Raw genomic sequence first — 26,129 nt, 5'->3', positions numbered from 1 at the left:
GGCGCGTTAGGCTGCGGCGATGTCAGGCAACCGTCTGCGCCCCTTCGCGAACGCGTTCCTGACGGCCATCGCCTGCCTAGCCCTGAGCGTTCCGACCTTATGGTTCGCCCTCTACCTCTTGTTCGCCGATCGCTGGTGGTGGTTGTTCGTCGCCAACTCGCTGGCGCCCGTCCTCTTCATCCCCGTGCCCGTAGCGATGCTGGTCGCCTGGTTGCTGCGGCGGAAGCGGCTCGCCCTGGCCGGCCTGCTCCCCCTCGCCGTCGCCGCCTACCTGTGGACGGGCACGTACTTCCCGTCGCGCGCCGACGGGCCCGCCGTGGTCGAGCAGGCAGCGACGGTCTCGGTGATGACGTTCAACGTCAAAGCGGGCAACCATGACGCGAGCGAGCTGGAGGCAGCCATACTCGCCTCCGGCGCGCACGTCGTGGCCCTGCAGGAACTCAACGAGGGTGTAGGCGAGGAGCTGGCCGGGCGTTTGGCCGGCACGCACCCGTACGTCGACCTGGCGCCCTGCCCGCCGTGCGGCGACTGGGGAAGCCTCGGCATCTTCTCCGCGTACCCGCTCGAGCCCGTGGCGGCGGACCTCGGCGGCCCGGCCGCCCGCAACCCTCAGGTCGCCATCGTCCACCACCCGCGCGGCGACCTGCTCGTCGTCAACGTCCACAACCTCTCCACCCCAAGGTTCCCGCAGATATGGCCGGCGGAGATAGCCAGAGCCGTCGAGTCGCGGGAGGCGGTCGCCGCCGCGCTCGTCGCGCTGGTGCGCGACGCCGACGTGCCGGTCGTCGCCATGGGTGACTTCAACACCACCGAGCGCAGCGGCGCCTACCGCGTGATCACGAGCGAGCTGCTCGACGCCTGGCGCAACCGGGGCTTCGGGTTCGGCAGCACCTTCCGCGGCGGCGGCCAGAGCGGCGCGGCTGCCCGCCCCGACACCACACGCTCCGGGGCCGCGGGCTCCGACACCGCGCTCGACGGCTCGCTCGGCGGAGCGCTGCCGCGACCCGCACTCCCGGACTGGCTCCTCAGGATCGACTACGTGTTCCACTCGCGGGGCCTCACGACCCTCTCGGTGAAGGTCATGGCATGGCAGGCGGCGTCCGATCACCGCCCCGTCACGGCGCTGCTCGCGTTCACCGACTGACCGGAAGAGCCGCGAGTGCTCCAGAAGTCACGAACGTTCCAGGGGCCGTGAGCGCTCCGGAAGCCATGAACGTTCGCTGAACCGAGCCAGCGGCCGCGCCTCACCGTGGCGTCTTAGCTTGATGAGCGTAGAGCCCGGTGCGCTGCGCGTGAGCGCGCACGGCGCCGCGAGCTCCTTAGGAGGCGAACATGCGCATAGCGCTTCGTAACTTGGTGATGACGGCAACGCTCCTGGTGGCGGCCCTCGGCGGCTTGGCCGGCGCCAGGGGCGTCGACATCGTCCTGCCGGACGGCGACACCTGCAAGATCGTCAGCCCCGAGCTGAACCCGAGCCTCGCCAACGGTCGCGTGAGCCACTTCTGCAGCGACGGCGTCGCACTGGTGGGCGGGCTGCAACTGGGCGATGGCCTCGGCCTGGTGACGCGCGTCACCTACGACCCGAACGATCCGCAGAACGTGTTCTCGGACGGGCTCGTCTCCATCGAAGCGCGCGGCGTGACGTTGGAGGACGGCACCGTCTGCCTGCATGCCGGCGAGGGGGCGACCATCGCTTTCGACGGCGAGCGCGCCAACTACACGTGTGACGACGACTCGGTGCTCCTCGGCGCCTTCGAGGCCGACGGCGACGAGGTCTTCGCGACGCAGGCCACGTTCACGCACGATGACGCCGGTTTCCACCTGGTCGGCAAGGAGCGCGTGGCGGTGCAGACCATCGATGCGAGCAGCCCCATCACGAACGTCGAGTGGAAGCTCGAATCGTTCGGCGTCGGCGGTACCCCGGCCCTCGAAGACGCTCCCGCGACCCTCAGCATCCTGGCCGGCCGCGCCGGCGGCAAGACGGGTTGCAACAGCTACTTCGCGGCGGTGACGTTCGGGCTCGACGGCGCCATCGGCTTCGCGCAACCGGGCGCGACCATGATGTACTGCGACGGCGCCATGGACCAGGAGCAGAGCTTCTTCACCACGCTGACGGGCATAGACCGTTACGAGCTGACCACCGACGGCAAGCTCGTCCTCAGCGGCAGCGAGGGGTCGTTGGTCTTCGTTCGCTGAGTCCCGCGTCTACGCCGCGGCTCGCCGCGGTCGCCGCCGACCTCCAGGTTCACGCGTGGGGTCGCCTCGGCGCCTACGGGGCTCGGGCCGCGCGGCACGCGCGGGGAGGGACGTCGCCTAGGCGCCTACGAGACCGGGAGGGCTTCCCGAGCCCCGGTGTGGTCGAACCAAGGTTGAGCGATAACTTCAGCCAACCGACCTCTTTGGCTGAAGTTATCGCTCAACCTTCGCTCACTTACTAGGGGTCGGCGGGGGATGACTAAGCCCTCGCCGCGTCCCCATCCAACCTTCTTCGCTCACTTCGCAAGGCCCACCCGCTTGCGGCGGCGGAGCCAGAGAGCGAAGCGGCTCGGCCTAGTACCCCATCGCCGCGCCCTGCGGCCTGCGGCTGTCGTTGGCGCCGTACAGCACGCCGGTGGTCAGGTTCCTGAGAATGGCCTCGGCCGAGCCCCAGTTGCCGCCCTCCTGGATGACGTGGCCCATCGCCTCGAGGAGCGCCCGCGTGTCGGCGGAGAGCGCGAACCGCTCGACGTACAGCACGTCAGGGAGCCACTGGTGGTGGATGCGGGGGGCGTCGATGGCTTCCTGCACGTCCATGCCGTGGTCGATGACGTTCATGATCGACTCGAGCGTGATCGTGATGATGCGCGAGCCGCCCGGGCTGCCAGTCACCATGAAGATGTCGCCGTCCTTGGTTATGACGGTCGGCGACATGGACGACAGCGGCGTCTTGCCGGGCGCCACCGCGTTGGCCTCGCCCTGCACGAGCCCGTAAGCGTTCGGCACGCCTGGCTTCACCGTGAAGTCGTCGAGCTCGTTGTTGAGGAGGAAGCCCGTGTCGCCGGCGATCTTCTTGACGCCGAAGCTCAGGTTGAGGGTGTACGTGACGGCCACGGCGTTGCCCTGCGCGTCGACGATGGAGTAGTGGTTCGTGTTCGTGCCCTCGTGCGGGGGCGTCCCGGGCATCACCTCGCTGGAAGGCGTGGCGCGGTTGCCCACGATCTGGGCGCGGATCTGCGCGGCGTAATCCTTCGAGAGCAGCCGCTCGAGCGGGTTGTCGACGAACTCCGGGTCGCCGAGGTACGTGTTGCGATCGACGTAGGCGTGGCGCATGGCCTCGGTCATGAGGTGCACGGTCTGCGCGGAGTTGAAGCCCAGGTAACCGATCGGGTAGCCCTCGAGGATGTTCAGGATCTCGCAGATGATGGTGCCGCCGGAGCTGGGCGGGGGCGAGGAGATCACCTGGTAGCCCCGGTAGTTGCACGTGACCGGCTCGTACTCGGCCACCTTGTAGCTCTCGAAGTCCTCCTTGCTCAGGATGCCGCCGTTCGCTTCGCTCGCGGCCACGACGGCGTCGGCGATCGAGCCCTTGTAGAAGGCGTCCGGCCCCTCGTCCGAGATGAGCTGCAGGGTGTTCGCGAGCTGCGTCTGAACCACCGTGTCGCCGACCTCGTAATGCTCGCCGTCCTTGAGGAAGATGGCGGCCACGTTCTCCTCGGCGCGGAAGGTGCTCAGGGGGACCGTGAGGATGTCGTCGCCAGGCACGAGCTCGAAGCCGTCGCGCGCCAGCGCGATGGCCGGCGCCATGAGGGCCTCGCGGCTCATCGTGCCGTACTTCTCGCGGGCGTACTCGAGGCCCATGACGGTGCCAGGCACGCCGATGCCGAGCCAGGAGTTCGTGCTCGCGCCCGGGATGACCTCGCCGTCGGCGTCCAGGTACATGTCCACGGTGGCGTTGAGGCTCGCCTTCTCGCGGAAGTTGATGAAGATGTCTTGCCCATCGGCCAGGTGGACGAGCATGAAACCGCCGCCGCCGATGTTCCCCGAGCTCGGCAACGTCACGGCGAGGGCGTAGCCGACCGCCACCGCGGCGTCGACGGCGTTGCCTCCCTGCTGCAGGACGTCGAGCCCTACCTGGCTGGCGAGGTGCTGGGCCGTCACGACCATGCCGCTACTCGCCTGGACCGGGGCCGGCGACTTGGCCAGGGCCGGCCAGGCCGCGAACGCCGCTAGCAGGCCAAGGGTTACCAAGAGACACTTGGGCCGGTGTTGCATGCTGCACCACTTCCCTTCCGAGCTGGATACTCACCGGTGAATGTAACGCCTGAACTCGGGCTCGAGTCGGACCGATGAGCGAAAGGGTACTCACATGAGCCCTTCACGCCAGGTAGGAACCGCGTCTGGCACGCGCGGATGCCCGACCGCAGTGGCCGCCGCCCGGCCAGTACCGGTCTCCTGCTGGGCTCCGGCGGCTCCGGCCGGGCGGTAGGCGGCCTCAACCCCGCCAGGCACGCGGTTGCTGCATGCCATGATGGTGCGGATATGACGCCCGACCACCACGGCGCTACACCCGCGCTCAAGAACGGTCACGGCAACACGGACAGCGCGAAGCGGCCGGGCGACGGCAACGAGCTCAACCCCCGCCGGCTCCCCGCCACCCCGACCGAGCTCGCCACCGCCATCCACTCCACCCCGCACAAGATGGTCATGGCGTTCGCGGGCGCGGGGGCGCAGGCGCTCGCCTGGCTCCACGGCGTCGGCGGGTCGAGCCGCACCATCCTCAGCGCGGTCGACGTCTACAACGAGGAGAGCATGCGCGACTGGGTGGGGTTCATGCCCGCCCGTTTCACGTCGCGTCGCGTCGCGCGCGCCATGGCTCGGCGCGCCTACCAGCAGGCGCGGCGTTACGCGAAGGCGGCCGACGCCGTGTTCGGCCTCGGCAGCACCGCCACCATCGCGACGGACCGCGCCAAGCGCGGCGAGCACCGCGTGGCCGCCGCCGTCCAGGACTCGTTCGGCATGACGACGTACTCCCTCACGATCGAGAAGGACGCGCGGGACCGCGCCGGCGAGGAGGAGCTCGTCTCGCTGCTGCTACTACGCGTCGCGGCCGAGGCCTGCGGGGTGTTGGCGCGCCCGGAGCTGCCGCTGACGGCCTCGGAGCGCCTCGAGATCGAGTTTCAGCCCAGCGAACTGATCGCCGCCGTCGAGCGCGGTGAGCGCGACGCCGTGATCGTGAGGTCGGACGGGTCCGTCGTCGGCCTCCCCCGCGCCGGCGCGGGGCAGCGCATGGCGGTCCTCTCCGGCGCCTTCAACCCCGCCCACGAGGGCCACCTGGCCTTGGCGCAGGCGGCCAGCGAGCATGTCGGCCTCCCCCCTCTGTTCGAGCTTCCGCTCGTGAACGCCGAGAAGGCGCCCATCGGGCTCTTCGAGGCGCGCCTCAGGGCGCAGCAGTTCGCTGGTCGCGGGTCGCTCGCGCTCACGCGGGCCGCCCTCTTCGTCGAGAAGGCTGCGCTCTTCCCCGGCAGCGTTTTCGTCGTCGGCGTCGACACCGCCGAGCGGATCCTCGAGCCGCGCTTCTATGGGGGTTCGGAAGCCGCCATGCGCTCCGCCCTCGAGGCGATCGGCGCTCACGGCTGCCGCTTCCTCGTGGCCGGGCGGTTGGATGAGGCCGAGGGTTACAAGACGCTCAGGCGCCTGAAGGTGCCTCCCGAGGTCGCGCGGCTGTTCGAGGAGCTGCCGGAGCGGAGCTTCAGGCACGACGTGAGCAGCACCGAGATCCGGGCCGGCTGGGCGGGCCGGGCGTAGCGTCGCGATCGGGGCTTCGGGAGGGTGCGTTCTTCCGGCCCGCATGCTGGCGCAGGCGACCACCGGCTTAATCTTGATCAAATAACTCTGGATTAGGCACGTTGCGCCGATGGCGCGGAACCGACATGGCTAGACGCGGCTGGCAAGGCTGGTTCATGAAGGCCTTCGGGGCCGAGGACCGCGAGCTCGAGGTCACGGCCGTGACCCAGCACACGCCCCTCTACCGGCGTATCACGTTCGCGAGCAAGCAGCTCGTGAGCGAGCGCGAGTACGGTCCCGGCGCGTGGCTGCGCCTCTGGCTGCCCGCCGTGGACGGGAGCGGGCGCGAGTTCCAGCGCGGCTACACGATGGTCGAGATCGAGCCGGAGACGGGGCGGTTCGCCATCGACTTCCTCCTCCACTCCGCCGACGGCCCCGGGTCGGCTTGGGCCAAGCAGGCCGAGGTCGGCGACCGCATCGCCGTCCAGTACTACGGCGGCGAGGGGTTCCGGCAGCCGGAGCTCGAGCCGGCCGGCTGGCTGCTCATCGCCGACGAGGCCTCCCTGCCCGCTGCCAACGCGATCGTCGCGTCGCTCCCGGACCACCTCCCCATCGACCTCGTCCTCTACTGCGAGGAGGCGCACCTCGCGCAGCTGCCGGTAGTCGACCACCCGCAACTGAACATCGTCCGCGTGGCGACGGAGCGGGGGATCGAGGAGGTCGTGGCCGCGGTCGCCGCCACGGACCGCTCCGACTGGTTCGCCTGGGTCGTGATCGAGGCAGCCGACACGAAGCGTCTGCGCCTGGCCCTGGGCGAGCTGGGCTTCCCGAAAGCCTCGACGCACTACCAGGCCTACTGGGTCAAGGGGAAGGAGATGGGGACCACCCGAACGGCGGACGAGGCCGGGGAGGCCGTCCGCGCGCCCCGCACGAAGGGAACGGGTAAGAACGCCGGGAAGGCCGGTGGCGCCGGCGACGCCGCGCCCGGCGTCTGGCGCAGCGCCGCCGGCACGCGGCTGCTCGCGCCCCTCAGGCGGTTCCTCGGCTACGTCGCGGCCGCCCAGACCCTCGCGAGCCTCCTGGAGCTCCTACCGCTACTCGGCCTCAGCTACCTCGCCACGCGCCTCGCCGGTGGCGACGTGCCCGCGAACGTCACGCGGCTCATCGTCACCCTCGCCGTGCTCGGCGGCGTCGGCACCCTGCTGACGAGCCTCGTCCTCGGCGCCGGCCACGTGGTCGACGCTGGCTTCAGCGCCGGCCTGCGCAAGCGCTTGGTGGCCCACCTCCGCACGCTCCCGCTCGGGTGGTTCGACCGCGGCAGCTCGGGCCGCGTGCAGCAGGCGGTCGAGGGCGACAGCTCGAGGCTCCACGTCCTCACCACCCACGCCGTGCCCGACATCGTGGCGGCGGCGGTGCCGCCCGTCTTCATCCTCCTCGCGCTCCTCTGGACGCACGCTGGCCTCGCGCTCCTCCTGCTCCTGCCGGTCGCCGTCGCCTACGTGTCTTACGCGCGGGTCTACTACGCGGGGATCGACGACCTGAAGAAGTCGGTCAAGTGGTTGGAACGCGTCAAGACGCGCGCCGCCGCCTTCCTCTCCGCGGTCCAGGTCGACCGGCTCTTCCCCACCCCGGCGTTCGCCGACCTGCTCGAGGAGCGCCAGGCGTTCTTCCAGCGCCTGCAGCGCCCGACGGCCCGCGTTCGCGCCCTCACCGACATCGTCGTGAGACCCGCGACCGTGTTCGGCATGTACGTCCTCGTCGGCGTGCCGCTCGTGATGGCCGGCGCCCTCGGCCTCGGGCGGCTGGTGCCGTTCCTCGTGCTGGCCCCGAGCTTCGGGACGAGCATCCTCGGCCTCCTCTACACGGCCGCCGCCGTACGCGAGGCGAACGCCGCGGCGCAGCGCATCGGTCTGCTGCTGGAGGAGCCGCCCCTGGCACCGCCGACCTCGACCGCACCGCTGCCTGACGGGCGCGGGCGCCTACGGGGTCGCCTGCGGTTCGAGTCCGTCACGTTCGGCTATCACCCCAGGCGGCCGGTCGTCAGCGACCTAGAGCTCGACCTGAGTCCGGGCACGGTCACCGCGCTGGTCGGTCGCTCCGGCGCGGGCAAGTCGACCGTCGCCGCCCTCGCGGCCAGGCTTCACGACCCGCAGCGCGGCGCCGTCACCCTCGACGGCTGCCCGCTCGCCGACTACCCGGCCGACGAGCTCGGCCGGCGCCTCGCCTTCGTGTTCCAACAGCCGCAGCTCCTCGACGACACGGTGGCGGCCAACCTTCGCCTCGCCAGGCCGGGCGCCACCGACGACGAGCTCGCCAGGGCCTTGGACGCGGCGCAGTTGACCGGCGTCGTCGCGGCCCTGCCCGACGGCCTTGCCACGCGCCTTGGCGGCGCGTTCCGGCTCTCGGGAGGCGAGGCGCAGCGCCTCGCGATCGCGCGGCTCCTGCTGACCGACCCGGACGTCGTCGTGCTAGACGAGGCCACCGCCTACGCCGACCCCGAGTCAGAAGCGCTCATGCAGCGCGCCATCACGGAGCTGGTCACCGGGAGGACCGTGCTGGTCATCGCGCACCGCCTCCAGACGATCGCCAACGCCCACCAGATCGTCGTGATCGACGACGGCGCGGTGGCCGAGCGCGGCACGCACGCCGACCTGCTGAACGCGGAGGGCCTCTACGCGCGGCTCTGGCGCGAGACGGGGGTGGCGGCGTGAGGAGCCTGCGCATGCTGCTGAAGGCCGCCAAGCTCGGTCGGGCCTCCATGGCCGCGCTCGCCTGGCTCCTGGCCGGGTCGCTCGGACGCGCGGCCACGGCCGTCCTGGCCGTCCCCCTCATCGTCGGTCTCGCCACCCGCAGCGCCGGCACGTGGTGGTACCTGGCGGCGTTCCTCGCCGCGCTCGTCGTGGGCACCGTCGTCGACCTGCGCGCGTCGCTGGCGGCGTTCGACGTCGGCCTTGGCGTGGCGGCCCGCCACGACTCGGTGCTCCTCGGGCGCATCCGGGGCGCCCCGCTCGCTTGGTTCACTCCCGAGAGGCGCCAACGCCTCGAGCAGATGTTCTCGAGCGGCGGCATCGAGCTCGCGCAGGGGTTCGCCCACCTCCTGGCGCCCCTATGCGACGCCGTGTTCACGACGACCTTCGTCGCGCTCGGCGTCTTCCTCTTCGCGCCGGGGCTCGCCTGGGTGCTGCTCGGCCTGGTCGCCCTTCACCTGGGCGCCTTCGCGCTGCAGGTGGCGCTCACGCGGAGCAGCGAGCGCCGGTGGTTCGAGGCCGCGGAGCGCTTCGGTCGCGCCCTCGCCGAGTTCTCGCGTCTGCAGCCCCTGTTGCGCCTGTCCGCGCAGGGGGCCGAGGCGCGGGTCGACGAGGCCGTTGAGCAGCAGCGCGCCGCCGCCGGCGGGCTGGCCGTCACGAGCGTCGTCGGGCATCAGGCCGTGACCGTTATCCGCGTAGCCGCGCTCGTGCTCATCCCGTTGCAGGTCGTCGTTTCGCTGACGAGCGGCGCGACCACGGCGGTCGAAGCGGCCGCGCTGATCGTCGTGGCCGCGCGGTTCCTGGACCCTTTCATGCAGCTCGACCGGCTGGGCGCGACGCTGGCCGGCGCCCTCGCGATCCTGACGCGTCTGGACGGGGTGTTCGAGGCGCCGGCCGGCGCCGTCGTCGTGCGGCGGGGCGGGGGAGAGGCCGCCACGCCCCAGGAGCGGCCCGACACCCCCGCCATCTGCCTAGAGGGCGTAGGCTTCAGCTACCCCGGCCGCCCAACGGACGTCGTTTCCGGCGTAAGTTTCGAGGTGCCACCCGGCGCCACGCTGGCGATAGTCGGGCCGTCCGGCTCCGGCAAGAGCACGCTGCTCGCGCTCATGGCCGGCCTCATGCCGCCGGACGCCGGCACCATCAGCTACGCGGGTGTGCCGCACGACGTGCTCGGCCCGGAGGGCATAACGGAGAGGACGTCCGCCGTCTTCCAGTCGATCGCGCTGGTCGGCGACACGCTCCTCGAGAACGTGGCTGCGGGCCGACCGGGAGCGACCGTAGCCGAATGCGACGAGGCTGCGCGCGCCGCGCAGCTGAGCGAGCTCATCGCGCGCTTGCCGCGCGGCTGGCTCACGCCCGTCGGCGAGGGCGGCGGCCAGCTCTCGGGTGGCGAGCGCCAGCGTGTGACGCTGGCCAGAGCCCTCCTCAAGGAGGCGCCCGTGCTGCTCCTCGACGAGGCGACGAGCTCGCTCGACACCCTGACGGAGGCCGGCTTCATGTCCGCCCTGGCCGAGCGGCGCGGCAAGCAAGCGTGCGTCATAGTGGCGCACCGCCTCAACACGATCGCGAGCGCCGATCGGATCGTCTTCATAGAGGGCGGCGCCGTCCGGGAGGCCGGCACGCTCGACGAGTTGCTCGCGCTGGGTGGGCGGTTCGCGGCTTACTGGCGCCAGCGGCAGGTGGCGGCCGCGTGGACGTTGGGGTGAGTCGAGAACCCGGCCATGATACCGCCGGCGAGCTGTGGCGGCCGCGTGGGCGTTGAGGTGAGAGGCGGGCTCGGGTCTCGGCGGTGAGAGCGGGCAGGGGAGGGGGCGACTAGGCGCCCTCGTGCTTAGGAACCGCCCAGCCCCGGCACTTCCCAGTCGAGCTCCGGGAACCGCGCGAAGTCCCTGTCGAAGGTGACGACGGTAGCGCCGTACTGCAGGGCGATGGCCGCCAGGTGCGCGTCGTTGACCAGGTTCCCGCCGCGGCCGGTCGCGCTCAGCAGGGTGCGCATGCGCCGGGCGTGCGCCGTATCTGGTTCGGGCGTGACGACGTTCGGTCGGCCGAGCCAGGCCTCCGCCACGCTCAAGGCCTGGTCCGTCGTGAGCGGGAGCTCGTACACGGCCGGGTGCGTGACGAGGCGGACGAAGGCCAGCAGGCTGATCCAGGGCAGCAGCACCGTCTCCCGATGTCCGCCGGAGAGCGCGGCGTCGAGCCACCCCTTGGCCGCTGCGTGGTTCTCGGCCCGGCTGTCGACGGCGTAGATAAGCACGTTGGCGTCGACCAGCTTCACTTCCGGAGCGCCCGCTTGTGCAGTAGTTCCTCGTCCTCGAGTTCGCCGGCCAGCCGGAGGGCGTGCTCGACCGGAACGCGAGCAGCACCCAAGTCGAAGCTCGGGGTGCTGAAGGGTTCGTCGGAGGCGGGGGGGGCGAAGCCCCGGAGGATGGCAGCGTTGACCGCCTCCTTGAACGAGAGGCCGCGCTCGCGCATGGCCTTCTGTATCAGCGCCGCAGCCTCGGGGCTGAGGGTGACGGTGGTGCGCATGGCTGAATCATAGCATCAATGATAGTGATGACATGATGTGCGCCCCACCCCTGGCGCCCCATTGGCGCCCTGCATCCGGCACCGCACCCACGCCCACGCTCACACCCGCCCCACGCCCCCGACCACGCCGCTGAGGCGGCCCGCCGACGAGCCGAGGCGTCCGGCACGAGGTTGCCCAGCGCGAGGCCGTCCGACACGGGGCCGCCCAACACGAACGGCTCCCATGAATACCAGGCCTTGGGTGAACATGAAGAACAAGCCCTATTTAGCGCGATCATCCTATCCACGCCTTGCGTTCCTAAGCAATCTGGTATACCATCTGACCCCATGCAAACCAGATGCTGGTCGGGGAGGGTCGCCTGAACCCTCTACCCCTGCCCACACGCTTGAGGAGCGTCCAACCCAAGGCCACCAACACGGCGGCCGAGGGTATCCCAAGCTTCGAGCGCGGTGAGCGCGAGGTCCTGAGCCTGGCTACCGCGCGGCCCGACCTGGACACGCCCGCCGTCGTCAAGGCGGCCGTCATCGCCGCCATCCAGATACCGCACACGTACATGACCTACACCGCCTCGCGCGGTCTGCCAGAGCTGCGCGAGTCCGTGGCGCTCAAGCTCGGTGCACGTAACGGCGTAGCCTACGACCCCGAGAGCGAGGTGCTGATCACGGCCGGCACCCACGAAGCGCTCTACGTCGGCCTGCAGGCCGTGGTCGAGCCGGGCGACGAGGTGCTCGTCCTGGACCCTAGCTGGGTCGCCTACAACGGCATGATCGGTCTGGCCGGGGGCGTTGCGCGCATGGTCACGCTCCGAGACAACCGGCTTGACATCGACGCCCTGAAGCGCGCGATCACCCCGCGGACGCGCGCCTTCGTCTTCAACAACCCGAACAACCCGACGGGGACGGTGTTCACGCGCGAGGAGCTCGCCGCGGTGGTGGACCTGCTGGCGGCGCACGACATCCTGGCCATCGTCGACGAGATCTACGAGGAGTTCGTCTACGACGGCAGGCAGCACGTCAGCCTCGCGTCGCTGCCCGGCGCGCGCGAGCGCGTGCTGCTCATCAACGGCTACTCGAAGGCCTACGCCATGACGGGCTGGCGCGTCGGTTACGCCGCGGGACCGAGTTGGTTGATCGACAGGATGCTCATCATCCACCAGCACCTGATCTCGTCGCCGTGCGCCTTCGCTCAGAAGGGCGCGAGCGTCGCCTACTCGGAAGCCGCGGAGCACGTCCGCGCGATGGTGGCGACGTACGACCGGCGGCGGCTGCTGCTGAACGAAGCGTTGGCGGCGGTCCCCAAGGTGAGCTACAGCCTTCCCGAGGGGGCGTGTTTCTACTTCCTGCGCGTCGATTCCGGCCTGGACTCCGCGACGCTGGCCAAGACGATCGCCAGCAGGGAAGGCCTCGTGCTCACCCCGGGGGGCGCGTTCGGTCCGAGTGGGGAGCGCCACCTGAGGTTCTCGTTCGCCGCGTTGCCGGAAGCGCGGGTCGGCGAGGCGGTAGGCCGTCTCGCAGCGGCTTTGGAGGCGATCGTGGAGTAGGCATACCTTCCCCCGTGGACGACAAACCAGAACTCAGGACAAGAAGGCGGTGCAATAGATGAGAAGACTGTTGGTACTAGTGATCGCCGCGCTCGTTTGGAGCGCGAACGCCCAGACGCTGACGATCGCGATCAGCGAGGGGATGCCGGGCTTCGACCCCACGCAGACGACCAGGACCGTGGCGAACGACGTCTACCCGAACATCTTCGACGGGCTGCTCGCCTTGGACCGTGAGGGCCAGATCGTCCCGTCGCTGGCGCTGTCCTGGGACGTCGTCAACGAGAAGGACTGGCACCTGACGCTCCGCCAGGGCGTCAGATGGCACGACGGCGAGACGTTCGATGCCGAGGACGTCAAGTTCACGTTGGAGCGCCTCGCGACCAACCAAGAGCTGATCCGGCACGTGCTGATGGCCGAGCTCCAGTCGGTCGAGATCGTCAACCCGTACGAGGTCGTCCTCCACATGGCCAACCCGGATCCGCTCCTCCCCGTCAACCTGACGATGCCGGCTACCTCGATGCTGCCCGCGCACTACTTCGAGGCCGTCGGGTTGGACAAGGCCACGCAGGCGCCCATCGGCACCGGCCCGTACAAGTTCGTCGAGTACCGCCCCGACGACAGGCTCGTCCTGGCGGTCAACGAGGATTACTGGGGCGGCAAGGCCGCCTTCAGCGAGCTCGTCTTCAGGGTGATCACGGAGTCGACGACCAGCGTGAGCGAGCTCGTCACGGGCGGCGTCGCCGTCTCCAACATCGGCCCTAACGACCTCGAGCGGGTCGAGTCGAGTGGCGTGGCGCACGTGACGACCCAGGTGACGAACCGCGTCGTCCACTGGACGCTGAACGTGTCCGACGGGCAAGCCACGGCAGACAAGCGCGTGCGCGAGGCCATCGACCTCGCGATAGACAACCAGGTCTTCATCGACGTCCTCGAGAACGGCTACGGTACGCCTACGCGCGTGCGCACCGGCCCGGGCGACAACTTCATGCCGACCAAGTACTACGGCACCTACAACTACGACCCCGCGAGGGCCGTCGAGCTCCTAGCCGAAGCCGGCTACGGCCCGGGTGAGCTGACGATCACGATCATGGGCGCCAGTAGCGTCAGCGACCGCGCCGAGCTGACCGCCGCCATGCTCGAGGCGGTCGGGATCGTGCCGGACATCCAGCTGTTCGAGAGCAGCGTCTGGTCCAGCAAGTACTGGACGCCGGGCGAGTTCACGAACATGGCGGGCGTGGGTTCGAGCAACTCCGCCATGGACTACGGCTCCACCCTGAGCGACCTGCAGTGCCCGGAGGGGGCGCACTCGCAGCGGAGCCACTGGTGCAACGAGGAGTTCAGCGACCTCGTGCGCGCCGCCAACCGCGAGATGGACACGGCGAAGCGCGCCGAGCTCCTCGACGCCGCCACGGAGATCCTCGTGGAAGAGCTGCCGCAGATATACCTCTACAACTCGGTCGGCTTCATCGGCGTCAGCGATGACCTCGACTGGAGCCCGCGCCCCGACGGCAGCCTCCTCATGTTCGACGCCCGCCCCGCCAACTGAGCGATACGCGGTGTTCGGTTACGTCCTCAGACGCCTCTTGCAGGTTATCCCCACGATCTTGGGGATAACCTTGCTCCTGTTCGTCGTGGTCAGGTTCTCCGGCGACCCCCTCGCCATCTACCTCGGCGACGACGACATGGTCGTGGGGCAGGTCGGGAGCGACCAGGTCGAAGCCTTGCGAGCGCGTTTGGGTCTCGACCAACCGCTGCCGCTCCAGTACGTATACTTCCTGCGCGACGCCCTCCACGGCGACTTCGGTCGGTCGTTCATCTACCAGAACCAGCCGGCCCTGCCCCTCGTCGTCCGCCGCCTGCCTGCCACCGCCGCGCTCGGCGGCGCCGCGCTGCTGATAGGGATCCTCATCAGCCTGCCGGCCGGGCTGATAGCGGCCCGGTTCCGCAACCGCTTCCCTGACACGTTCGCCAGCTTCTACGCCGTAGTGGGGGAGGCGATCCCGAACTTCTGGCTCGGCATCATGCTGATCTTGCTGTTCTCCGTCAACCTGCGCCTCCTGCCCGTATCGGGCTCGGGAACGTGGCGGCACCTCATCCTCCCCGCCTTCACGCTCGGCACCGGCATGTCGGCACTCCTCATGCGGCTCTTGCGGGGCAACCTTATCGAGGTCATGAGCCTCGACTACATACGTACGGCTAGGGCCAAGGGCCTGTCGGCGCGCTCGGTACTCTTCAAGCACGGGCTGCGCAACGCCGCCATCTCTTACATAACCGTCCTCGGGCTGTCCGTTCCCGGGCTGCTGTCCGGCTCCGTCGTGACCGAGAGTATCTTCGCTTGGCCCGGTATGGGCCTGCTGTTCATCACCGCTATCAACGGGCGCGACATGGCCGTCGTCCAGGCCATCGTCGTCTTCACGGCCTTCCTCGCCATCCTCGGCAACCTCGTCGTCGACCTCGTCTACGTCGTCGTCGACCCCAGGATCACGTACCGATGACGACCACTAGCCCAGGGGAGGAGCGGGTCGCGAAGCGGGCGCCTGGCCTGCGCCGCGCGGGGCGCGAGCTCCTGCGCAACCCGCCGGCGGTGTTCGGCGCGGTGGTGCTCACCGTGTTCGTCTTGGTCGCGCTCTTCGCTCCGCTGATCGCCCCGCACAACCCGAGGCAACAGAACCTCGGCGACCGGTTCACGCCCCCCGTGTGGGACAAGGCCGGCGATGCGCGCTACCTGCTCGGCACCGATCAGCTGGGGCGCGACATCCTGAGTCGGCTCGTCTACGGCTCTCGGGTGGCGCTGGCCGTCGGGGTGTTCGGGACGGGCCTCGCGCTCCTGATCGGCGTGACGCTGGGCTTGTGCGCAGGCTACTTCGGGGGCAGGGTGGACGCTATCGTCACCCGCATCACCGAGGTGATCATCAGCATCCCCAGCAGCATCCTCTACATCACCATCCTCGGCGTGTTCGGGCCGAGCCTCTGGCTCCTGATCCTCGTGATGGGCCTGTTCGGCTGGATCACTTCCGCCAGGGTGGTCAGGGGCGAGGTGCTCTCCCTCCGCAACCGCGAGTACGTCGAGGCGTCCATCGGGCTGGGGCAGCGGACGGCGCAGGTGCTCATCAAGCACGTGTTGCCCAACGTGCTCGGCTCCATCATCGTCGTCGGCACCCTGAAGGTGGCGAGCATGATCATCCTCGAGGCCAGCCTCAGCTTCCTCGGCTTCGGGGTGCAGCCCCCGGCGGTCACGTGGGGGCAGATGCTCTCCGACGGCCGCCGCTTCATCACCAGCTCCTGGTGGCTGGCGACGCTGCCCGGCCTCGCGATCTCCCTCCTGACGCTGAGCCTGTTGTTCCTGGGTAACTGGCTGCGTGACAACTTCGACCCCAGGACCTACGACTAGGAGACCGGAATGAAGACGGCCGAAGCCCCTTACCCGAAGAAGGAAGTAGTCGCCCGCGACGCCATCGTGGCCGCCTGCGACGAGCGCGCCGCCGATTGGGGCGTCGAGGTCATGAAGCAGGGCGGCAACGCCGTCGACGCCGCCGTCGTGACCGGGTTCCTGATGATGGTCTACGAGCCGTTCTCGTGCGGCCTGGGTGGCCACGGCGGCCATATGGCGTTCTACGACGGCACCACCGGCGAGGTGGTCGGCATCGACGCGTCCAGCAAGGCGCCCGCCAAGGCCCACGCCGACATGTTCAAGGACGAGCTACTCGAGGTGCCGGAGTTCTACGGCGACGTCGACCGCGTCAAGGTGAAGGACGACGCGAACGCCCTCGGCTTCCGCGCCATGTATGCCCCAACCACGGTGGCGCAGTACCACTACGTGCAGGAGCGCTTCGGGACGTGGTCGTGGGAGCAGGTGCTAGCCCCGGCCATCAAGGTCGCGGAGGAGGGGTTCGTCGCCGACGAGATCTACACGCGGCGCATGAACGCCACCCGCGCCCTCCTGCTCGAGCACGGCGACCCCGCCCTGATCGAGCCGTTCGAGGCCACCTTCTTCCCGAACGGCCGGGAGCTGAAGCCCGGCGAGCTCATCGTGCAGGGCGACATGGCGAAGACGATGCGCCGCCTCGCCGCGGAAGGCCCCGGCCTCTTCTACGGCGGCGACGTGTCCAAGCAGATCGTCTCCTGGGTCGAGGAGCACGGTGGGATCCTCAGCGACGTCGACTTCACGTCGTACAAGGTCGAGTCGGGCCCCTTGAGCGTGAGCACCTACCGGGGCTACGAGATCCACGGCTACGCCAACTGCGCGAACGGCTCCACCATCGCCGCGATCATGAACATCCTGGAGAACTTCGACCTCAGGTCGCTGGGCTACCTGAGCCCCGACCTGATACACGTCGTCGCAGAGGCCATGAAGCTCGCGTTCTCGGATCGCTACGCGTACGTGAGCGACCGCGACCAGGTACCGGTGCCGTACGACGGGCTGATGTCGAAGAGCTACGCGCGCCAGCGGGCGAAGCTGATAGACCCGAAGCGGGCCAAGCTGCATAGTCCGGGCAACCCCTGGCGGCACCAGGCCAGCGGGTCCAAGCTCTACAAGGAGTTCGGCCTCGACCTTGCGGCCATCACGGGCGGCGGCACGGCGAAGGAGCCCGACTCCGACACGACGTTCATGGTGGCCGGCGACGCCGAGGGCAACCTCATGCTCATAACCTCCTCCAACTTCTCCAACTGCAAGGTGGTGGTACCAGGCCTCGGGTTCCAGCTCAACAACTCGATGGAGGGGGCCAACCCGGCGCCCGGGCACGCCCTGTCGATCGCGCCTTTCAAGCGCATCCTCCGCAACAGCGGGCCGACGCTCGTGTTCAAGGACGGCGAGCCCGTGTACGCCCTTTCGGCTCCGGGAGGCCGGCGGATCATCACCGGCACCGTCTGGGCGCTCGTCCAGATGATCGACTTCGGCCTCGGGCCGCAGGCTGCTCTCGATGCGCCGCGCATGCACTGCGAGGCGCACGACATGGAGCTCCGGATCGAGGACGGCGTCGGGGCCGAGACGCTCGACGTGCTGCGCGCCCGCGGCCACGAGCTCGACGTGTCGCCCATGTACCAGGAGGTCTACTCCCGCATGCAGGTCCTCAAGATCGACAGGACGGCGGGCCTGTACGTCGGCGGTTCCGAGCCGCGGAGCCATAGCGGGGTGCGGGGCTACTGATGATCACGGACGCGCTGGCCGAGTACATCTCCTCGGCGCTGAGCAAGCCCCTGCCGCCCGCCGTGACGCTCAAGGCGAAGCATCACGTGCTCGACACCGTCGCGGCGATGCTCTCGGGAACGCAGCTGCTCCCCGGCGAGCGCGCCTTGGCCTACGCCGACCGCCTGGGCGGGCCGCCCGAGGCGTTCGTGTTGGGCAGCGGGGCGAGTACCGGCTACCTCACCGCGGCCTTCGTGAACGCGCTCCTCGCTCACGCGGACGAGACGGACGATTCGCACGCCCCGTCGCTGACCCACCCCGGCTGCTCGATCGTGCCGGCGGCCCTCACGACCGCCGACTGGACGCGCGCCAGCGGCGAGGACCTGCTCAGGGCCGTGGTGCTCGGTTACGACGTCTGCACCCGCGTGAACCTGGCCATAACGGTGCCGGTGCTCGAGCGCACCCAGCGCAGCACCTACAGCATCAGCGGCGCGTTCGGGGCGATGGCCGCCGCCGCCGCCCTGACCAGGCTCGACTTCGACGCGGTCAGGTACGCCCTCTCCTACACGGCGCAGCAGGCTTCCGGCCTGGCGAGCTGGCGCCGTGACCTCGAGCACGTCGAGAAGGCGTTCGTGTTCGCCGGCATGCCGGTGAGGGCGGGCACGAGCGCCGTCGACATGGTGCTGAACGGCTTCACGGGCGTGGCGGACGTGTTCGACGGGCCGACGAACTTCATGGGCGCGTTCTCGCCGCACGGGGAGCCGGGCGAGCTGACGCGCGGGCTCGGCACCGATCACGAGATCATGCGCACCAACATCAAGCGGTGGCCGGTCGGTTCGCCCATCCAGGCGGCCGTCGACTCGTTGACGGCGCTCATGGCCGAACACGACCTCTCTCCGGAGCGCATCGAGCGGCTCACGGTCAGGTTGCCGACCGGCGGCGCCGAGACGGTGGACGACCGGCACATGCCGGACATCAACCTCCAGCACATCATGGCCGTGACGCTCCTCGACGGCGGCCTCGTCTTCACCGCCTCGCAGGACTACGCGAGGATGGCCGCGCCGGACGTCGTCGAGCTGAAGAAGCGCATCCGGCTCATCGGCGACGCGAGCCTGGACGACACCGACCCGCCCCGGCAGGGGATCGTCGAGATCGAGCTCAAGGACGGCAGGAGCCTGAGGCACCACACGCGCGCCGTCCGCGGCACTTACGACAACCCGATGCCGGAGGACGAGGTGGTTAGGAAGGCCGAGGACCTCTTGGTCCCGCTCCTCGGCGCGCAGAGGTGCGCCGAGCTGGTGCGGGCGGTGCTCGGCTTGCCGAACCTCGACGACGTCCAGCGGCTCCGGCCGCTCCTCACGCTGTGACCCTCGACCGCGGGTCCTGCCTCGCCACCGCGACCGCCGCTGGTCACGGCCACGCGCTCCCCGGCCGAAGCTCGTGGGAAGCGCGATGCTAACCTGACTGAGGAGTGAGACACACGGTCAGTTCCACCCGCGAGGAGGACCCCCTTGCCCGCACGACGGCAGAATGGGTCGTCGAACGCCTCAAGGACGACATCCTCACCGGGCGCCTGGCACCTGGCACGAAGCTCGTGGAGCGGGACCTCGCCGAGCGCTACGGCGTCAGCAGGACCCCGCTCCGTGAGGCGTTGAACCAGCTCGTCGCGAGCCAGCTCGCGACCACGGTGCCGTACCGCGGCGTCTTCGTCCGCAAGGTCGACCTCGCGTTCGCGCGCGACGTCTACGAGGTGCGCTCGGCCCTGGAAGGGCTGGCGGGCAAGCTCGCGGCCGAACGTGCGACCAAGGACGAGCTCCGGCTGGTGGAGGCCCACTTCAAGATCATCGAACGCCTCTCGCGCCTACAAGCTTCCGACCAGGGCGTCAGAGACGACATCATGAGGAACAACACGCGCTTCCACCGGGCCATCGCGGTATCCGCCCACAACGCGCTCCTCCTCAACAAGATCGAGGAAGTATGGACGAGCGTCAGCCTCGTGCGCTTCTACGTCTGGCAGACCGAGGACCGCATCGAGAGCAGCCTGCTCGAGCACGCCGAGATGCTGGAAGCGCTGCGCAAGCGCGACGGCGAGCGGATGCAGGCGCTCTGCGCCGCGCACGCGGTGAAGGCTTGGCGGCATGTGGATCGGGTGTTGCGGGGGGGTGGGGATGGGCCGGTTGCCAGGGAGGCCGGGATTGGACCGGCGGTGGCCGGGGGCTAGTGTGTCTTCGGATAGCTGAGTTGTCTAGGCGGGTAGGAAGGGCGCTGGTTCATGGGCGCGCTGATGGTTGCATTACCTACGCATTGATGACACTAGTCATTGTCGCGAGGCGGCTGGGGCACGGCCTCGGAAGCAAGTTGGGACCCGAATGCGGAGTTGACGCTTGGATCCCATCAAGCCAACGCACTCCGAGCCGCGAACTCGTCGGTGACCAGCACATCGATGTAGCCGCCGCGTAGGGCTGCCGCGATGGCGTCGGCTTTCTCGGGACCGCCCGCCACGGCTACCACGCGTTTGGCGGCGCGGAGCGACTCCAGGCCGATGCTCACCGAGCGTTTGTTGATGGGGATGTCGAGGACCTTCCCGTCATGGTCGAAGAACTCCGCGCACATATGGCCCACGGCCCCTTTGAGGCGGAGCTTCGAGAGGTCGTAGTGTGACAGGTAGCCGGACCAGAAGCTCACGGAGCTGGGGGAGCCGATGCCTATCAACACTAGGTCGGCGGCCCGGCCGAGGTCGATGGTCTCGCGGACGAGCGGCTCTTGGAGGATAACGTCCCGTGCGCGCTCGCTCTCGACCATGAGGGGGGCGAACAGGTAACGGTACTCGCCACCGAAGGCTAGAGCGAGTTCGCGGGTCAAGTCGCCCCCCTCTATGCGCGGGTCGGCCGAGCCTAGCGCGCCGATGATCTGGACCACGGTCATGCGGACGCGTTCGCGTGGTTGCAGATGGGCCACGGTCGCCGCTATCGAGTGTCCGTAAGAGACGCCGAGGATCATCCCTTCACGGACCTCGCCCGCGAGCAGGTCTGCCGCGAGGCGGCCGAGGCCGTCCAGGAGCTCTTCGTGGGTGTAGCTGGGGTTCTGCAGCACCCTGGCTTCCCGCAAGCCGAAACGGCTCACGAGTCCGGCCTCCAGGGCCTTGTCGCGCGCCCACTGATAGTCGAGGGTGATGCGCACGACTCCCAGGCGCCGGGCGTCGCGGAGCAACCGCGACACCGTGGAGCGCGATGTTCCGAGCCTGCGCGCGATCTCTCCCTGAGTCTGGTCCTGCTCGTAGTAGAGGCGAGCGGCTTCGAGCATGAGGGTGGCCGCCGCCGGCGAGCTGCTCACTGGTTCCTGCGGGCCCTGGTCGGCGCCGATCGCCTTCATTCCTCCATTCTTGCACATATGTGCACCATTGTACTCAACGGCCCCGCTGGGTCTCGGCCGTCGAGGGGCGTGGGGCCGGCCGGGCATCGGGCGTTGTATGGATAAGTTCGTTTAGAGCGCGATTATCTTGCAACCTAGGATAGAGGTCTCTCGACTCGGGGCGCCGGATCTGCTTGCACAAATGTGCAAGGACATGCGAATTCGTCTTGACAATTCAGACGGCGGCCGCCTAGGATTGTGGCTATCGCGGGCGATGAGCCCAGACAGTCTGGAGGGTCTAGGGTGGCGATCAGCAGCATCACAAGAGAGTCGTGGATTCTGGAGACGTTCCCCGAATGGGGAACGTGGCTGAACGAAGAGATCGCTAGCGAGGTAGTCCAACCGGGCACATTCGCGCTCTGGTGGCTAGGCTGCACCGGAGTATGGGTGAAGACCGAGGGCGGGGCCAACCTCTGCGTCGACCTGTGGGTCGGGACCGGTAAGCGCACGAAGAACCTTCCTGATATGCCGCCCCACCATCAACACGCACGTGCGATCGGCGCTCGCAAGCCACAGCCGAACCTGCGGAACTCGGTGTGTGTCCTGGACCCGTTCGCTATCCGGGAGGTCGACGCCGTCCTCTCCACCCACAACCACAGCGACCACATAGACAAGAACGTCGCCGCAGCCGTGCTGGCGAACTGCTCGTCCGACGTACCCTTCGTCGGACCGCAGTCGAGCGTTCAGACATGGCTCTCGTGGGGGGTGCCGGAGGACCGCTGCGTGGTCGTGCGACCTGGCGACACGCTCAAGTTCAAAGACCTCGAGATCGTAGTGCTCGAGGCGTTCGACAGGACCGCGCTAGTGACCGCGCCGGCCGGGGTTCAGATGCGCGGTCAGCCTGTCCAAGACATGAACGAGAAAGCCGTCAACTACCTGGTGAAGACGCCCGGCGGCAACGTCTACCTTGCCGGCGATTCCCACTACTCGAACTGGTTCGCGCGGCACGGCAACGAGCATCAGGTCGACGTAGCGCTGTGCGCGTTCGGCGACAACCCGCGAGGCATGACGGACAAGATGTCGTCGCACGACGTGTTGAGGGCGGCGGAGAGCCTCAACGCCAAGGTCGTCATGCCCGTCCATCACGACATCTGGAGCAACTTCCAGGGCGACCCCAACGAGATCATCGTGCTCTGGAACATGCGTAAGGACCGTCTGCAATACGCTTTCAAGCCCTTCATCTGGCAGGTAGGCGGCAAGTTCGTGTACCCGGACCATGCCGACCGGCTCGTTTACAACCACCGGCGCGGCTTCGAGGACGCATTCAGCCACGAGCCAGACCTGCCGTTCCCAGCCCTTCTCTGAGCCGGCACTTCTAGGCTCGACGCTCCCGAGCGCACACGAAAGTCCCAAGCGAACGACGCCACGAAGGAGAGAGTATGTCCTGGTTAACCGAGGTCTACGGAACCGAGAAGCCCATCGTCGGGATGGTTCACCTCCCGGCGCTGCCCGGCACACCCCTGTACGACAGTTCCGCCGGCATGAGCAAGATCATCGACAGTGCGCTTGCCGACCTGTCCGGCCTGGCCAGCGGCGGCGTCGACGCGGTGCTGTTCTGCAACGAGAACGACCGGCCCTACCAGCTACAGATGGGGCCGGAGATAGTCGCAGCGATGACGAAGGTCGTCGCCGAAGCCACGCGCGACATCTCGATCCCCTTCGGGATCGACTTCCTCTGGGACCCGATCGCTGCGATAGCGGTCGCCCACGCGACCGGCGCCGGCTTCGTGCGCGAGGTCTTCACCGGCACGTACGCGGGCGACATGGGCTTGTGGAGCGGCAATCCTGGCGCCGCTCTACGCTTCAGGCGCAACATCGGCGCCGACCACATCAGGCTGCTGTTCAACATCGTGCCGGAGTTCTCCGTCTCCGTAGGCGACCGCTCGCTCTCGACCATCGCCGCCACCAGCGTGTTCAGCTCGTTGGCCGACGCCGTCTGCGTGTCCGGGCAGACCGCCGGCACCGAGGTGTCGCCCGCCTGGCTCAAGGAAGCGAAGGCCGGCTTGCCGAACACTCCGGTGTTCGCCAACACGGGCGTGAGGGTAGCGAACGTCAAGCAGATGCTAGAGAACGCCGATGGGGCGATCGTCGGCTCCTCGTTCAAGCGCGCCGGCGTCACGTGGAACCAGATCGACGCTTCCAGGGTCAAGGAGTTCATGGGCGTCGTGAACACCCTGCGCGGCAGCGGAGCCGTAGTAGCGGGATGAACGGTCGGAGCCGCGGCAGGGCCGGAGTCGATGTGAGCCGGTCGGCAAAGGGCGGGCGAGGATGAACCGAGCCTTGGACGCCATGACCTGGCCGGAGGCGGAGGTCGCCTTGACCGCGACGCGCCCCGTCATCCTCCCGCTGGGTTCCACGGAGCAGCACGGTCCCCACATGAGCATGGGAACCGACAACGTGATGGCGTCGTTCTGGGCGAAGCGCCTGGCGGCGAGTTGCGACGGCCTGTATCTGCCTACGCTCAACTACGGGCAAGTCTGGTCGGCCCGCGAGTTCCCAGGCACCATCAGCCTCAGCCCGTCCGCCCTGGAGGCGGTACTGGTAGACGTGGCGGACAGCCTTTATCGGCACGGCGTGCGCCGGCTCGTGCTGCTGAGCGGCCATATGGGCAACGCCCAGGTGATGGTCTCCGCGGCCCGGAGGCTCCTAGAGCTCTTCCCGGACATGGTGACACTGAGGATCTGTTATCCGAGCACCAAGCAGGTGATGGACGGGATCGCCGAGACGCCCTTGTGGAACGGCAACAACTTCCATGCGGCCGAGATAGAGACCTCGCTGATGCTGGCAGTTGCCCCCGAGGCGTGCCGGATGGAGCTGGCTCCCAGTGAGTACCCGGAAGTGCCCACCGGCTACGCGGGACGCGTCGTGCCATGGCGAGAGTTCAGTCGGACAGGGGTCTTCGGAGATGCATCGGCCGCTACGGCGGAGAAAGGTGAGCGTTTGATCTCACGCTGGCTGGAGGTGATGACCGAGCTAGTGCAGGAGGCGTTCGAGGCTACCTAGACGACGTTCATTGGTCGAGATTCCGGAGGCATACAGTGCGATCCATCGTGAACCTGGCAGTGCGGCTGCTGTTGATCCTAGCGACGACGGTAGCTGTGAGCAGCGCGCTCGGACAGACCGTCACGATTGCCGTGAAGGCTGAACCGAACACGCTTGACCCGCATAAGGTGGTGGGCCGCCAGTCGGAAGCGTTCTTGGCGAACGTCTTCGACGGGCTGACGGCGAGAGACGCGTCCGGGACCCTGGTCCCGGGGCTCGCGGAGTCTTGGGAGCAGGTCGGCGACACCACGTGGCGCTTCCACTTGCGTCAAGGCGTGTCCTTCCAGAACGGGGAGCCTTTCGATAGCGCATCGGTGCAGTTCACCCTCGCGCGCGCTGGCAACCCCGACAGCCCGGCCACGACCTGGTCTCAGATCAACACCATCACGGGTGTCGACATCGTAGACGCGTTCACGGTGGACATCCATACGGTCAGTCCAGACGTGCTGCTGCCGGCGCGGCTCGCCGAGCTGTTCGGGCCGATGCTGCCGCCGGTGTACACGGTGGAAGCCGGTGACGATTTCGGCACGCACCCCGTCGGAACAGGACCGTTCGTCTTGAAGGAGTGGGTGAAGAACGAGCGCCTGGTACTTGCGGCCAACGAGAACTACTGGCGCGGTGCCCCGAGCGTCAAGGAGATCGTTGTGAGGCCCATCGCCGAGGACGCCACGCGCGTGGCGGCGCTGATCGCCGGTGAGGTCGACCTCATAGAAGGGCTGCCGCACGTGATGGTCGACATGATCGACTCGCGTCCGGAACTGCGCGTCGAACGCGTGTCGGCCTCACGGGTGTTCTACATCTCCATCGACGCCTCGGTGAAGCCGCTCGACGACGTGAGGGTCAGGCAGGCGCTCAACTACGCCATCGACCGCCAGGCCATCATCGACCGCCTGTTCGGCGGGCTCGGCAGGCCGGCCGCGACGATCGTCTCGGCGCAGGCGTTCGGCTTCGACCCGTCTGTCGAGCCGTACCCGTACGACCCAGAGAAAGCGAAGGCGTTGCTGGCCGAAGCCGGCTACCCCAACGGCTTCTCGGTGGAGTTCGACTACTTCACCGGTTCGGTCGCCGACCATTACGCGCTCTCTCAGGCCGTGGCCGGCTACTGGTCCCAGATAGGCATCGACGTCAAGGAGAACGCCTACGAACTCGGCGTGTTCCAGGAGAAGCGGGGTGCGAACCAAGCGGCTCCTCTCTACGTCTACAGCCTAGGCGACGTGTTCCTCGAGCCGTTCTGGCTGGTCGAATGGCTAGCGGCCGGCGACATGAGCCGCCGCTATTCGAACCCGGAAGTCAACACCTTGATCCAGGAGATCAGGTCGACGTTCGACGCGTCACGAAGGGCCGAACTCTATAGCGAGGTTCAGAGGCTCATGAAGGAGGACGCTCAGCACGCGTTCCTCTTCCAGGTCGACACACTATGGGGAGCGAACGACCGCGTGAACTTCACGCTGCGGGCCGACGAGGTTCCCTGGTTCTACCCGCTCTCGCTGGCGGACTGACCTACGGATCATGCATGCGTATGGTGGGGTGCCGCGTTCCGGGCGCCCCACCGTTGCGTTCGGTGCGGACGCAGCCTCGGCGCGTAAGACCGAGGGCCATGGCGGCCGCGCGGAGCAGCCATGCGTAGGGTGAGGCCAGTGTGATCTCCTACTTAGCACGCCGGCTCCTTACGGGCCTGCTCGTCATAGTCGGCGTCACCGTCATGGTGTTCGGGCTTACCCGCTTGGCGGGCGACCCAGCTGCCCTGATGTTGCCGCCCTCGGCGAGCGCGGCAGACATCGCGGCCATGCGCGCCCGTCTCGGTCTCGACGACCCACTGCCGGCTCAGTACTTGCGATTTCTCGCCGCGGCGGTCAGGGGCGACTTCGGCAAGTCCTTGCGGCATGGTGAACCCGCTTTGCCTCTCCTCATCGCCCGCCTCCCAGCCACGTTCGAGCTCGGGATCGCCGCCGTGGGGCTGGCGCTGGTCCT

21 protein-coding genes are annotated in these 26,129 nt (G+C 68.5%); 17 read left to right on the top strand and 4 right to left on the bottom strand.

What is annotated here, in order from left to right; translation table 11 throughout:
- Positions 1-19: 19 nt before the first annotated feature.
- Positions 20-1,144, top strand: coding sequence for an endonuclease/exonuclease/phosphatase family protein (locus M9914_09905; GenBank protein ID MCO5174490.1), 1,125 nt, complete (start codon positions 20-22; stop codon positions 1,142-1,144).
- A gap of 188 nt (positions 1,145-1,332) precedes the next feature.
- Positions 1,333-2,196: an META domain-containing protein gene (locus M9914_09900; protein ID MCO5174489.1), complete on the top strand. Its 864-nt coding sequence runs from the start codon at positions 1,333-1,335 to the stop codon at positions 2,194-2,196.
- 354 nt (positions 2,197-2,550) lie between these two features.
- Here the strand turns inward: M9914_09900 and ggt are convergent, their stop codons facing one another.
- The gene (gene ggt, locus M9914_09895) at positions 2,551-4,143 is read right to left on the bottom strand and encodes a gamma-glutamyltransferase (protein MCO5174488.1); all 1,593 of its coding nucleotides are present in this window, start codon (positions 4,141-4,143) and stop codon (positions 2,551-2,553) included.
- Positions 4,144-4,518: 375 nt separating this feature from the next.
- On the opposite strand from ggt, the gene M9914_09890 reads away from it, so the two are divergent.
- The 3 genes from M9914_09890 to M9914_09880 all read left to right on the top strand — a co-directional run bounded on the left by M9914_09890 (position 4,519) and on the right by M9914_09880 (position 10,216).
- Complete coding sequence (locus tag M9914_09890) at positions 4,519-5,784, top strand: hypothetical protein (protein MCO5174487.1); 1,266 nt, start codon at positions 4,519-4,521, stop codon at positions 5,782-5,784.
- Positions 5,785-5,909: 125 nt separating this feature from the next.
- Positions 5,910-8,474: an ATP-binding cassette domain-containing protein gene (locus M9914_09885; GenBank protein MCO5174486.1), complete on the top strand. Its 2,565-nt coding sequence runs from the start codon at positions 5,910-5,912 to the stop codon at positions 8,472-8,474.
- A gap of 11 nt (positions 8,475-8,485) precedes the next feature.
- Positions 8,486-10,216, top strand: a complete 1,731-nt coding sequence (locus M9914_09880; protein MCO5174485.1) for an ABC transporter ATP-binding protein/permease — start codon at positions 8,486-8,488, stop codon at positions 10,214-10,216.
- Positions 10,217-10,341: 125 nt separating this feature from the next.
- Here M9914_09880 and M9914_09875 read toward each other — a convergent pair whose 3' ends face one another.
- Together M9914_09875 and M9914_09870 are read right to left on the bottom strand one after the other, a co-directional pair.
- Positions 10,342-10,785: a PIN domain-containing protein gene (locus M9914_09875; GenBank protein MCO5174484.1), complete on the bottom strand. Its 444-nt coding sequence runs from the start codon at positions 10,783-10,785 to the stop codon at positions 10,342-10,344.
- Positions 10,782-11,036 (bottom strand): hypothetical protein, encoded by a 255-nt coding sequence (locus tag M9914_09870; protein MCO5174483.1) that lies wholly within the window; start codon positions 11,034-11,036, stop codon positions 10,782-10,784. The genes M9914_09875 and M9914_09870 overlap by 4 nt, the downstream gene beginning before the upstream one ends.
- Positions 11,037-11,422: 386 nt before the next feature.
- Between M9914_09870 and M9914_09865 the strand changes: the two genes are divergently transcribed.
- The 7 genes from M9914_09865 (at position 11,423) to M9914_09835 (ending at position 19,926) form a co-directional block, all read left to right on the top strand.
- Positions 11,423-12,577, top strand: coding sequence for an aminotransferase class I/II-fold pyridoxal phosphate-dependent enzyme (locus M9914_09865; protein ID MCO5174482.1), 1,155 nt, complete (start codon positions 11,423-11,425; stop codon positions 12,575-12,577).
- A 58-nt stretch (positions 12,578-12,635) separates the two neighbouring features.
- Positions 12,636-14,123, top strand: a complete 1,488-nt coding sequence (locus M9914_09860) for an ABC transporter substrate-binding protein (GenBank protein MCO5174481.1) — start codon at positions 12,636-12,638, stop codon at positions 14,121-14,123.
- 58 nt (positions 14,124-14,181) lie between these two features.
- Entirely contained in the window at positions 14,182-15,072 is an 891-nt protein-coding gene (locus M9914_09855; GenBank protein MCO5174480.1) for an ABC transporter permease, read from the top strand.
- Positions 15,069-15,968, top strand: a complete 900-nt coding sequence (locus M9914_09850) for an ABC transporter permease (protein ID MCO5174479.1) — start codon at positions 15,069-15,071, stop codon at positions 15,966-15,968. The genes M9914_09855 and M9914_09850 overlap by 4 nt, the downstream gene beginning before the upstream one ends.
- 9 nt (positions 15,969-15,977) lie before the next feature.
- Complete coding sequence (locus tag M9914_09845) at positions 15,978-17,726, top strand: gamma-glutamyltransferase family protein (GenBank protein ID MCO5174478.1); 1,749 nt, start codon at positions 15,978-15,980, stop codon at positions 17,724-17,726.
- A complete protein-coding gene (locus M9914_09840; GenBank protein MCO5174477.1) occupies positions 17,726-19,072 on the top strand; it encodes an MmgE/PrpD family protein in 1,347 nt (448 codons plus the stop codon). The genes M9914_09845 and M9914_09840 overlap by 1 nt, the downstream gene beginning before the upstream one ends.
- Positions 19,073-19,176: 104 nt before the next feature.
- Complete coding sequence (locus tag M9914_09835; GenBank protein MCO5174476.1) at positions 19,177-19,926, top strand: GntR family transcriptional regulator; 750 nt, start codon at positions 19,177-19,179, stop codon at positions 19,924-19,926.
- 173 nt (positions 19,927-20,099) lie between these two features.
- Here the strand turns inward: M9914_09835 and M9914_09830 are convergent, their stop codons facing one another.
- On the bottom strand, positions 20,100-21,077 hold the full coding sequence (locus tag M9914_09830; protein MCO5174475.1) for a sugar-binding transcriptional regulator: 978 nt from the start codon (positions 21,075-21,077) through the stop codon (positions 20,100-20,102).
- Positions 21,078-21,359: 282 nt separating this feature from the next.
- Here M9914_09830 and ulaG point away from each other — a divergent pair, with 282 nt between their 5' ends.
- From ulaG to M9914_09805, 5 genes are all read left to right on the top strand, one after another.
- Positions 21,360-22,421: an L-ascorbate 6-phosphate lactonase gene (gene ulaG, locus M9914_09825; GenBank protein ID MCO5174474.1), complete on the top strand. Its 1,062-nt coding sequence runs from the start codon at positions 21,360-21,362 to the stop codon at positions 22,419-22,421.
- Positions 22,422-22,495: 74 nt separating this feature from the next.
- On the top strand, positions 22,496-23,323 hold the full coding sequence (locus M9914_09820) for a BtpA/SgcQ family protein (protein MCO5174473.1): 828 nt from the start codon (positions 22,496-22,498) through the stop codon (positions 23,321-23,323).
- Between the two features lie 61 nt (positions 23,324-23,384).
- Positions 23,385-24,119 carry a creatininase family protein gene (locus M9914_09815; protein MCO5174472.1) on the top strand — a complete coding sequence of 245 codons (735 nt, stop codon included), beginning with the start codon at positions 23,385-23,387 and terminating at the stop codon, positions 24,117-24,119.
- Positions 24,120-24,154: 35 nt separating this feature from the next.
- On the top strand, positions 24,155-25,657 hold the full coding sequence (locus M9914_09810; protein ID MCO5174471.1) for an ABC transporter substrate-binding protein: 1,503 nt from the start codon (positions 24,155-24,157) through the stop codon (positions 25,655-25,657).
- Between the two features lie 140 nt (positions 25,658-25,797).
- On the top strand, positions 25,798-26,129 hold a 332-nt coding region (locus tag M9914_09805), incomplete at its 3' end, for an ABC transporter permease (GenBank protein ID MCO5174470.1).

The sequence above is a fragment of the Trueperaceae bacterium genome (genome assembly GCA_023954415.1).
GTDB lineage: Bacteria > Deinococcota > Deinococci > Deinococcales > Trueperaceae > JAAYYF01.
This window is presented reverse-complemented; position numbering and strand designations above follow the sequence as displayed.